Origin of the sequence: Parvularcula lutaonensis (genome assembly GCF_014651915.1) — a bacterium.
Taxonomy (GTDB): Bacteria; Pseudomonadota; Alphaproteobacteria; order Caulobacterales; family Parvularculaceae; genus Parvularcula; species Parvularcula lutaonensis.
The window spans coordinates 1-10,957 of the sequence record NZ_BMXU01000006.1 but is presented as its reverse complement, the minus strand read 5'-3'; the positions used below and the strand labels follow the sequence as shown (position 1 = coordinate 10,957).

Here is a 10,957-nt window from a genome sequence, read left to right as displayed (position 1 = left end):
GAGATGATTTCCTCGGGTTTGTAGCGCTTCGCGCCCATCGCTCTTCTCCTGCAGACAAGCCATTCTTTCACTCAGACTGGCTGCGTTCAAAGGGGACGGGTCAGTGCTTGGCGCTATGGCGTTGCCGTAGTGTTTGCACTGGTGGTTATCCCATTCGCCTTGAAAGCCCTCGTCGTCTGTAAATCCGGCGACGTCTATGCCCATGTCTGCTGAAGCAGAAAGCCGCGTGACAAACTTGTACTGCGTGCGCTGATAATGAGCCCATTCCTCGACAAATGCCTCCCAGTCGTCAGCGGAAAACAGAAGGATTTGCTGTTGCGGCGGAATCAATTTGCCGTGGACGATCTTTCCCGAGGACACGCCGCCTTGCGAAGTCGGTTCGGGAATATCCTCGGTCGAAATCTGAAAAGTATCCTTCGAAACGTCGTTCATCCCGCCTTCCTTTCCACAAGACGGGCTTGCTGCGGATCGTACACGTAGCCCTTGATGCTACCGTCTTTGATCCGCTCGACGGCTTCATCGACCACATTGAACGGCACAAGAAACCACTCGCGAGGGACAACAGGATTGCCAAAGCGATCCTTGATCTCAATATCGAGACGGGCCGGATCGAAGATGCGGTGAATCAGGTTTTCGAGCTTAGTGCGGTTGATGTTGTAGAGTTCATAGGTTGCAACAACCTCAACATCAGCCAGCAAGAACGTCGCATCGATCTTCGCATTGGCGATGCGCCGTTCGACCTTTCCACTTGTTACGCCGATCTTGTGGAGCACGTTGCGATGCTCCTTCACTATCGGAAGGTCAGACTTACTGCGGAGTACATAGATCGTGCCGCTCGCCTCATCGCCATCAGCGGTATGGTCTGCGAAGAGCGGTCCTGCCGAGGAGTCCGTAATCCGACGGCCTGCATCATCCTTATGAAGCGCTCTCTGTAGGGAGCGCATGAGCATATTGCTCTCGGTGCCGTTGTCGAAAATCACGCGCAAGCGCGCATCAGTGCGACCTTGGGCATTGCTGTATACCTCTCCCATATCCGCAACATAGGCTTTTTGGCCTCCAACGATGAACCACGCCCCCGGCCTTATTTCCGCTTTCAGCTCAAATGTTCGGGTTTCTCGTAATCCCTCATCCAATTCATCCTGAACCTGGTCGAAAAGCGGCTTGAACTTGTCAAATTCCTCGCAACGCTGGCGGTTTGCGATTTCCTCGGCGGCGCGTTTTTCAGCGTGCGAACGCACATGCTTCAGCTCGGTGATATCGGCTGTTTCTGCTTCAACTCCGAGTTCTTCCAGCAGGGCGTCATCGTCAATTTCAGTGTCGCCGTGTCCTGATGCTGCTGGCGCGTCGGCCAGCACTCCTTGATTGTCGAGCGGTTCTAGAAGCGACCTACACTCCTCAAGCTGACGCAGACGATCGAGCCGGACCGCATACATCCGCTCAAAAATATCGTTCTCTTCGCCGTGTTGCGGTGCGCGGCCATATTCCTCGTAGAAGCGTTGAATGTCCTCAAAGCCTGCAATTATGCGTTCTTCCCTCGGTGTCAGGCTTCTCTTTTTCTTGGCCTCAACCTCAACCCCAAGCTCGCCCAATAGGGCATCATCTTCATCGGTGAATGCGGATTTAGCCATTAGCAGCCTCCGCTTTCGCCTTGGCTAGATAGGCGACGCCTTCAGCCATCCGCTTTTCCCAGGCATCTGCTGAGGTAATGGATGGAAGCCGTCCGCGCTCCTGCTTGAATTTGAGAGCGCGCTTCGCCAGCTCGCGGGCTTCCTCGATCGTCATACTGACCTTTTTCCCGGCGATCACAGCGGCGACCTGCTTTAGGCTATCCTCGCTCATCGTTTTAGCGAGGATAGCGTAGGCTTCCCCGAACGGGTTGATCCGGTCGATTAGATCAATGTCCAGCTCACGCACATCCGTGACGTACTTCCGAACACCATCGATCAGCGCCGTGCTTCCGCCTCGCTCAGTATCCTTATCATCGCCAACGGCAATCTTCTTAGCCTCTTGGGTCAGGTTGAGCGCTGCAATCGCATGTTGGCGGACGGCTTCTTGGTCGGCATCATCCAGCTCAGGATATCGATCCTTGATAATCTTGCCCATGCGTACCTGGGTTAGCTCTTCAGGGACGACCTCCTCATTAAACAGCCCTTGCTCGATCGATGGTTTGTCCTGAACAAATGCGGTGATCACCTCGTTCAGGTCTTCCTGGCAGATGCGCTCGGCCTCCTTCGATTTCGGCTCGGCGAGGCCTTTGATTTCGATCTGGAAAGAGCCTTGCTCCTCGTTGAAGCCGACATTGCATTTCTCGGGATCGTAGCCGCCCTCGCCATAGTCGTAGCCATCGACCGGGGCATTGTTCGGATTCTTTGGCGTGAAGTTGAAACGCGGTGCAAGCACCTGCTCCATCAACAAGCTTGCAGCAATAGCCTTCAGTGTATCGTTCACGGCATCGACCACAGCGTCTTCTGCGGCGTCTGGTTCTGCGATCAGGTTTGTGAAACGCGCTCGGGTTTTTCCCTCCGCATCACGGGTCGCGCGCCCGATGATCTGAACAATCTCGGTCAGGCTGGAACGATAGCCAACAGTCAGCGCGTGTTCGCACCAAATCCAATCAAAGCCCTCCTTCGCCATGCCAAGGGCGATGATGATATCGACGTGATCACGGTTGTTTTTCTGGGCCGGGTCTTTGAGGGCGGCGGACACCCGATCACGTTTTGAGGGATCGTCGTTCACCAGGTCGGCAATGCGCAACACTCGACCATCTTCGGTTTTCACAAGCTGGAAGCCAGTTGTCGGGTCGGTGCCTTGCCAGTCACCAAGCTCATCCAGGATGTGTTCGACTTCCTTGATCTTGTCTTTGGTACTTTCCCGCGAATTCACGCTTGGGATATGAACGATCGTCTTCTGTGTTGGATCAAGAACACTTAAAATCTCATCAGCGTATGGCCCGGAATAGAAATAGTAGCCAATGTCGAGAGTCTTGAGCCATTTATAGCCGTTAAGCTGCTCGTAATAGGTGTATGTGACGGTCTCGAACTTCGCCTCGTCATGCGGCATGAGGACCGCTTCTGCGTCGCCTCGGAAATAAGAGCCGGTCATGGCGACGATGTGAACCTTATCGCGCGCGATCAATTCTGCGAGTTGTGCTCCTAGTTTGTTCTCAGGATTGGCAGAGACGTGGTGAAATTCGTCAACGGCAATCAGGCAATCATCGAAAGCTTCGATCCCGAATTTCTCGACAGCATTGCGGAAGGTTGCATGCGGACAAACAAGGGTTTGATCATCGCTCTCTAAAAATGAGCCAACGGACGCGGCCTTGCTGCCGTCCTCGCCAGGCGCGTTGCATAGGTTCCATCGCGGCTCCACGTGCCAGTCGTAATAGAAGCCGAATTTGGTCAGCGGTTCATCATTGAAACTTGCACCGATGGACTTTTCCGGCACGGTGATAATGGCTTTTTTGACATCTTGATTATGCAGCTTGTCGAGCGCGATGAACATCAAAGCGCGGCTCTTTCCCGACGCTGGAGGTGATTTAATTAGCAGGTATTGCTCGCCGCGTTTTTCATAGGCGCGCTCTTGCATCGGGCGCATGCCAAGCTCGTTCGACTTGGTCGCATTACCGGTCTGAGCATAGGAAACCGATACTGACGGGACGTTTTTGTGGTTCTTTTTGATCATTGCGTCACCGCCTTTTGTTTAGTTTGAGCTTCCTCGTTGTTGGTCATTTTGGTGTAGAGCTCAAAGAGCTTTTCCAAGCGCTCTGTGTCATTCTTGAAGCGCCGTCCGATATAGATGCGCTCCAGCACCTCATCGTTTCGATCATGCGCGGCGCGAAGATCGTCAGGCATTTTTTCAGGATCGTAGAGGTCTGCGATGGTCGCTGGGAAATGCGCCTCGCGTGCTAGAAGGATATCCTCTGCGCACCGGGTTAGGTCTTCTTTGTTTTTCTCGGTGAGCTTAGGGATGGGAAATGTATTCCAGCCTAGAGTGTTGGAATAGCTGAAATCGGTTCTCATGCGACCACAAACAGTTGCAATCCATACTAGATGCATTCTCGATGTTACAATCGCGATATTCGACACACTGCCATCATATATTGCATAACATTTGAACGTCGGGATGCACCTTTTATCTAGAATCGCGCACGGCAAATAAGCCCTGTTCTCAGAAGTGGTTTGTGGAACGGCAATAAAATATTTCGTTGCTTCAAGTCGATCCCTGAAGCGGTGAGGTGAGGCGACAAGCTTTTGAGCTGTGGTGTCAGTTTTCTTTTTGAGCCGATCGGCTTCGACCTTTGAAAAGCGCTCGCTAATCCATTCAATTTGATTTGCCACTTCTACTTCGGTATCTTCCACCCACAAACAAGCCCTTGGCTGACCTTTGATTACTTCTGTTGAGCCGTAAAGTGGACGGACAAATCTTGCAGAGCCCGGCGCATTTTCAATTTGAATTCGCGCTTCTTCCTGGCTGAATATTAAAGCGCTGCCGTAGTAAGGGTGGTTGCCGAACGACATAATGTCCAGATTCGAAAGAGGTTCGGCACGCTTATGAACAAAAATATCGGAAGCTGCGACTAGATATCCATTGATGTTACTTACATTGCGGGAAGCTATTTCCCCAGATTTCGCTGTTTCGAAAAGGGTTGGCTTGGTTGCATCCTCTCGCGAAAGACCAATAACAACCACTGTAATACCCGCGTTATGCGACGCCAAGTTCGACCATTTGAAAGATGTATAAGCAAAAGATATTTTTGCTCCTAACTCAGACAATATCGGCCATAGGACTGGAACCTGCCCACCTTGGCAAATTGAATTTGTCGCAACGAGAGCGGATGCACCTTTTGTATTTCTAAAATAATCTGCCGATTTTACAAACCAACCTGCAACATAGTCTAGATTACCCCAGTTTTTTGCGCGCCCTTCAAAAACAAAGTCCAGATCTTCTTTTTGCTCTTTGCTTCTCTTGTTATATCCGAGGTACGGTGGATTGCCACAAATGTAGGTCTCACCACCTTCATTTTCGAAATCGATTTCGGCTTGGTTGATCGGTGAGTGAAACAGATCGTCAGCGTGATGCTTCACACCAGTTCCCGTCGGCGGGCAGATACTGAGCCAGTCCAGTCGCAGAGCATTCCCACATGTGATCCAGTTCATCGCGTTGAGCGGGAGTACATCTTTGAGCGCTTCAAGCTGGCCGCGATAGAGCACATCGCACTGATACTCTGCGATGATGAGGGCGAGGCGCGCGATCTCAGCCGGGAAGTCGCGGAGTTCGATCCCGCGAAAGTTCGTGAGCGGGATATCGGAGCGCCGATCTTTTTCGCCCCGGCGTTCGTTGATCTCCGCCTCTATCTTGCGCATCTCTTTGTAGGCGATGACTAGGAAATTGCCGGAGCCGCAAGCCGGATCGAAGACCCGAATTTTGGCCATGCGCTTACGCAGATTAAGAAGTTTGCGGTCATTGTCGCCTGCCTCCTCAAGTTGCTCGCGAAGGTCATCTAGAAACAGCGGACTGAGGACCTTCAGTATATTGCTGACGCTGGTGTAATGCATTCCAAGCGCGCCGCGCTCTTCCTCATCCGCAACCGCCTGGATCATCGATCCAAAAATGTCCGGATTGACCTTCCTCCAATCGAGCTTGCCGATATGGAGGAGATAGCTGCGCGCCATTTTTGTGAATTTCGGCACTTCAACAGAGTCCGCGAACAAGCCACCATTCACATACGGAATGTCCAATTTGCGAGCCCAAGATGAGATACGGGCCGCATCTCGATCCTCATGCTTAGTGTTCATCGCCCGGAACAGCTCGCTGATCACCTCATGAGTGTTCGCGCTGTCCCGATCGCTCATCATCTCGATCGTGGAGGTAAAGAGGTCGTCACCGGTGAAAATCTCGGTGTCCTCGGCGAAAAAGCAGAAGATCAGACGTGCCATGAAATGGTTCATGTCATGGCGGCGTTCCGCCGTACCCCATTCGGGGTTGGTCCGCAGAAGCTCAATGTAGAGCTTATTCAGCCGCCCGGTCGCCTTGATATCGAAGGCGCTCTCGCGGATTTGCTGAACTGTGCTGATCCCGGCGAGAGGTAGGAAAAAACCAAAATGGTCATGGAAGTCGACGTATTCGCACGCGACGGTCTCACCGGAATTGAGGTCTTCGGCTTCCAGCCATTGACCATCGGTGGCGAGAACAAATTTTGCGCGCGCTTTCTTCGTCGCTGGACTGTCTTTCAGCGCGACGAGTGTGTCTGTGACTGTGCCTGGCTCGCACACCTTGATATGGATGTTGCTGGTCTGAAGGACGCCATCCAGATCGGACTTGTTCGACGCGCCGGTGCGCAGCCGTTTTATCGTTGTCGCCTTGTTCCCGAACGCTTCCAGGAAGGCATAGGGAAACTCCTGAGCGTCAAATGGCTGCTCAGCGAGGTTCGATACGGCTTCTTCAATCTCGACGGCGTTCAACGGCTTACTCGTTTCTTCTTCTCAGGCGTTTCCGGGGTTTCGTTATCGGCGATATAAGCGCGCATAAATTCGCGAATGACCTGCGCTGCGGGTCGGTCTTGTTGACGACAAACCTCGATAAACTTCTCGCGAAGTTCGCGCTCGATACGAATACGAAGGCCCGAATCTTTCATTGCAAGAGTGTAGCCGATGGATACACATCTCATCAATGAATTTCAGGGGGATATCCTCAATCAGCGCATCCAAGAACAGTTCTTGGTCGGGGTTCAGCGGCGATACGCTGACGCCTCTCCAAACGGTGTGAGTTTGGTCGTAGGTATCGGGTTGCGAAAGACCTGATCGGCATCCAATCGGCGCACGGTTGGTCTTCATGAAATGGTCGCGCTGAAAGCGTCTCCATGAAATGGTCAAGGGTCCAGGGGCTATGAAATGCCCATTGGCGGATGGGGTGCAGGGGAGCGCCGAAGGCTCCCTTGCGAGTGATGAAACGGCGATACGTTCTGCTGGCTCTGGTGGGTTCAATGCCCTCTCAAGAGCCACAGGCCGGGGGTTGCACAGGGGCGCGCAGCGGGCCCCTTGCCAAGATGTGTGGTAGTACCACACACATCTTGCGGTCTAAATAAGACCGGGTTTTCCGGTAGTACACTGATGATGAGAGCTTATTGGTATTACCACCGTCATTGACGCTGGGCTATTCCGCGCCATCCACAAGCTGGCGCAAGAAACGGTAAATCTCGACCATCGCGAACGTGTCGAGTTTGCAATAACTGAGTAGCTGATCAGCTTCCGCATTGTCGGCGGCGATCATGCGTTGCCATGCTTCCATCGCAGATGCGCCGTCCTGAACATCCTGCTCCTCATAACTGAGATGCGGACAGACTACAGGCAGGACCTTTTTGATCGATGTCGATCCTCCAAAACGGATATCCACATAATCCCGCTTAAACACGTCTTCGAGGTCAACCATCCGCTCATTCAAGCGCTTGAGGAAATCCGCCTGATCGGGATATCGCTTGGCCAGTTCCTTATTGCGCGTTTTCTCGAATGAGGCGTGCCAGGAAACAAGCGACCCCTCTTCCCCGATATCGCGTCCGAGATGATCAACAAGCTCGCGCGGCGGCTCCATGGATCGGGCTAGATATTCTCGATGGCTGAGCGTGCCGTTAGCCTCCAGGATATGAAGCGAATATTGGACCGGAATATGCCCATGGGGCTTTGAGCCTTCGATAACCGGCACGGCGGTCGCGAAGGTTTCGTAGTCGAAGAAATAGAGCGGAAACTCCATCCCGTTCAGAAATGCCTCAATCCGGTCGAGCGCGATTTGGGGCTCGCCGGACCATGCGGCCAGTGCGACGGGGCGCTGGCCGTCCGAAAGGTGAAAGTCTCTCGGCACGTCGGCAAGCGAATATATGTCGTTTGCAGCAAGCTCAGTAATCTTCGGCACGCTGATCCTGGGCAACACGAAAATGGATGGCTCAGCGATGTCCGAGTTGAACACCTTGAAGCTGTCGCAGTGGTTGCTCCGCGTTTTTCTGCGGCAGGTGCATCCGCTCCTGTCGATACTGTCCTTAGCCATCATGCTAAGGGCCTGATCGATTTCTCCAGCAGTTTCCTGCTCGATGGCGCGGACATCTTCCGTGATGTCGGCAAATGTCAAAATCGCTTCTGGATCGATTTCGCCATCGAGCGTGTAATCGCCATTCAAATGTATGAGGCGAACTTCAGATATCTCGGTGCCGGTTCTCTCGGCACAGATCATCTGGAAGCAAGCATCTTTTAGGTGGTTATGCTTGGCATCAGTCTTGACGCTGGTTGATGACTTGATCTCGTAAAGTATTCGACGATCATCGTCCTTTACTTCGAATACGTCAGCGCGCGCAAATAATCCATCGTCCGTTGAAAATGTTGCCTGAAACGATACTTCGCGCTCAGGCGCTCCAGCAAAGTATTGCTTCACTACGCGCTCGACTTCATAGCCTTCCCGGACGAGTTTCTGTTGAAACGTCGAAAACTCGCCCGCCGGGAAGTTGTCGGGATCATTCTTCTGAAGCCAAAAGGATTTTGGGCACTGAAGAAAGTGAATGAAGTCGGTTTTTGTTAAATGCATGCAGATTCGATCGTTTTGGCGTTCGTAATTAGCGAGAAGTATATCACGCACTTTGCCCTTGGCCTAAGGGTACGAAATGAGTGCAACGGGGTCCCTAAACCCCATCGGCGATATAGCTGTGACCGTCGATCTCGACCTGGGTGATATCACCGCCAAGCAACATGTCGCGGGCGAAGGCTTCGGTGTCGAAGTAGTAACGAAGGTTCTCAGGCAACTGGTCGAGCATGCCCGTCCTGTCGATCAGCTCCTCGGCATATTGGATTGCTGAGCCTTCGAAGAGGTGCAGGTCGTCGATACGATCGACCGCGTCCTCGACGCTGTATCCGAACTGCTCAATCAGGATGATGAGCTTTACGGCCTCAGCGTCATCCATCTCCTCGAAGCGCTCAAACCAGTCTTTGAGATTGGCCTGGCTGACGCCGATGGCGTCGAAGAGCCGGTAGTTGTCGCCGTCGATGAATTGGATTTCGTATTCCTCGACCGGATCGCCGTACTCGTTGCGGTGCTCTGCGGCGCGGGTCTGATATTCCTCGAACGTATCGAAGTAAAAGCCGGTGGCAGAAATGTCATAGGGTGTGGCGTGGTAACGGTTGCTCATTGTTTTGGTCCTTTCTCGCTGTTTTCTGGTCCCGTGATCGGGACGCGAACGAGAAAGGCCGGGCGAAAAAGCCGGACGTGCAAAGCGAGGCATTTGCCTCGCGCGGGCTAACACGGGAGCGAACTTAAGTGAGCGAATGGAGCGGGCGGCCCTTGCGTGTTTGGCGCGCCCGGCCATGTTTGCGGACTGATGCTTGATCACGGACCGGCCCAACAAGCGATGGACCGCTGACAGGCAAGCCTAATCAGCGAACGGCCATTTGTTCGGAACCCACAGTCGGTTTTCCAAAACGATCGGTGCAAGGTTCAACTCGGTCGCCAGCAAAAGAGTTTCCGGTAAGAGGCAGGGCGGATCGAATGCCCTGCCAACCTGTTCGATTGGCTCTCCGTCAGGCGCGATGCGCATTGCCAGGGGTTCGCCTGCAAAATCGAAGAAGATATTGTTCACGAGAGGAAGACGGCTGGGTGCGAGTTCAAACCTTAGCCCTCTATTGGCAGGCACGTTCACGCCGAAGAACGCAATGTCGAGTGAGACGCGCACCGACTGATCGATGCTGCCAAGTGCCTGATTGAAAGTAACGAGGTCCAGCTCCGGGCTGTCCGCACTCAGTCGCCCGGCTTCGAAGATGTTCTTCTCAAGCCTCTGCATTTTATGAGGCCCTGGCGTATCAATTCTCAATCGCCAGTCCTGAGCTATGAATGCTTCCCCAAGTCCGTGAAAGCTGGGCACCGCCATCCCGGCAAGAATGATCGGCTCCTGCTTTCGGAAGAATGCGGTGACGTGCTTGTCCAACCACACAAGATAATCGGATCGGTGCTCAGGCCTTCTTGGCAGTTGATCGTAGAGACCAAAGGACTCCACGCAGCCCTGGTCGCGAAAGAACCCTTTTGTTGGATAAATGAAAATGCTGACCGGGCGGAAACCGCCCGGCAAGACCTCGCCGAATACGTAGACGGCATTGGGGACGTATCCGGTTTTGAACTCCGTATGGGGAGTGATCACCGACAGGCGTGCGCGCTTTCCGTCAAAGCGCGGACCGACCGGAACTTTGAAAGCGCTTGCGAAGTCCGGGTGATCTTCAAGGCCAAAATCGCTGAGATTGGCCGGACCTGCCCACACTGCCGGGATGTCGTGAGAGATACACTCCGCCCCACGCGCCTGCCAGCTATCTGCCGAATAGCTCCGTTCCGCCTGAAGTGTTTCTTTGGCATTCTCATAACGCTGCAAGATCGCCGCCGCTGAGGGAAAGGCATCGTCCACGAGCTGAAGGTAAGCATCGTAAAGGCGGACCTTCTGGTCATTGGTCTGCCAGGTCTTACTGAGATCGGCTTTGGGACTGAGCGCGTCGCGCAAGTCACTGTCTGTTATGGCGTCTTCGCCGAACAGGACAGGCTTTCCGTCTGGATACCTTATTGTATCCGCGTTACGCGACAGCGCATCAAAGATGGCGGCACGGAATCTGCCGCGACCAAAACGGGACTGGCGCGCTTTCAGGATGTCAAAGCGCGCCCTTAATGCCTTTCGGATCGCGTTTCGTTGAAAGCCGGATCGATAACTCCGGCGAACAACAATATCTTTCTTGGCATCCCGCATACCTGCCAGCCTCCTGCCACGACACTAACCGGACAGAGCGCCAATAATAAACCTCAAAACGCGGATCACTCCGACTTTGAGGTGAAGACATGCAATGACCCGTCCCCTTTGAACGCAGCCAGTCTGAGTGAAAGAATGGCTTGTCTGCAGGAGAAGAGCGATGGGCGCGAAGCGCTACAAACCCGAGGAAATCATCTC

The 10,957-nt window shown here is 53.4% G+C and carries 7 protein-coding genes and 1 pseudogene; all 8 read right to left on the bottom strand.

Going from position 1 to position 10,957, the window contains the following annotated elements; all coding sequences use genetic code 11:
- Positions 1-432, bottom strand: a pseudogene (locus IE053_RS14350) (hypothetical protein); the annotation flags it as partial.
- Positions 429-1,628, bottom strand: a complete 1,200-nt coding sequence (locus tag IE053_RS14345; RefSeq protein WP_189577326.1) for a GIY-YIG nuclease family protein — start codon at positions 1,626-1,628, stop codon at positions 429-431. The gene IE053_RS14345 and the pseudogene IE053_RS14350, both read right to left, overlap by 4 nt.
- Entirely contained in the window at positions 1,621-3,681 is a 2,061-nt protein-coding gene (locus IE053_RS14340; protein ID WP_189577323.1) for a DEAD/DEAH box helicase family protein, read from the bottom strand. The genes IE053_RS14345 and IE053_RS14340 overlap by 8 nt, the downstream gene beginning before the upstream one ends.
- Positions 3,678-6,461, bottom strand: a complete 2,784-nt coding sequence (locus tag IE053_RS14335) for a class I SAM-dependent DNA methyltransferase (RefSeq protein WP_189577321.1) — start codon at positions 6,459-6,461, stop codon at positions 3,678-3,680. Before IE053_RS14335 ends, IE053_RS14340 begins: the two co-directional genes overlap by 4 nt.
- Complete coding sequence (locus IE053_RS14330) at positions 6,458-6,634, bottom strand: ribbon-helix-helix protein (RefSeq protein WP_189577319.1); 177 nt, start codon at positions 6,632-6,634, stop codon at positions 6,458-6,460. The genes IE053_RS14335 and IE053_RS14330 overlap by 4 nt, the downstream gene beginning before the upstream one ends.
- Before the next feature lie 518 nt (positions 6,635-7,152).
- Positions 7,153-8,568 (bottom strand): DUF2779 domain-containing protein, encoded by a 1,416-nt coding sequence (locus IE053_RS14325; RefSeq protein WP_189577318.1) that lies wholly within the window; start codon positions 8,566-8,568, stop codon positions 7,153-7,155.
- A 94-nt stretch (positions 8,569-8,662) separates the two neighbouring features.
- On the bottom strand, positions 8,663-9,166 hold the full coding sequence (locus IE053_RS14320; RefSeq protein ID WP_189577316.1) for an antirestriction protein ArdA: 504 nt from the start codon (positions 9,164-9,166) through the stop codon (positions 8,663-8,665).
- A 240-nt stretch (positions 9,167-9,406) separates the two neighbouring features.
- A complete protein-coding gene (locus IE053_RS14315; RefSeq protein WP_189577314.1) occupies positions 9,407-10,759 on the bottom strand; it encodes a hypothetical protein in 1,353 nt (450 codons plus the stop codon).
- Positions 10,760-10,957 lie beyond the last annotated feature (198 nt).

What these genes read in the sequence shown, in the direction of transcription:
- IE053_RS14330 (WP_189577319.1), bottom strand. Translation starts at nt 6,634, where the DNA reads ATGAAAGATTCGGGCCTTCGTATTCGTATCGAGCGCGAACTTCGCGAG.
- IE053_RS14340 (WP_189577323.1), bottom strand. Translation starts at nt 3,681, where the DNA reads ATGATCAAAAAGAACCACAAAAACGTCCCGTCAGTATCGGTTTCCTAT.
- IE053_RS14325 (WP_189577318.1), bottom strand. Translation starts at nt 8,568, where the DNA reads ATGCATTTAACAAAAACCGACTTCATTCACTTTCTTCAGTGCCCAAAA.
- IE053_RS14345 (WP_189577326.1), bottom strand. Translation starts at nt 1,628, where the DNA reads ATGGCTAAATCCGCATTCACCGATGAAGATGATGCCCTATTGGGCGAG.
- IE053_RS14315 (WP_189577314.1), bottom strand. Translation starts at nt 10,759, where the DNA reads ATGCGGGATGCCAAGAAAGATATTGTTGTTCGCCGGAGTTATCGATCC.
- IE053_RS14320 (WP_189577316.1), bottom strand. Translation starts at nt 9,166, where the DNA reads ATGAGCAACCGTTACCACGCCACACCCTATGACATTTCTGCCACCGGC.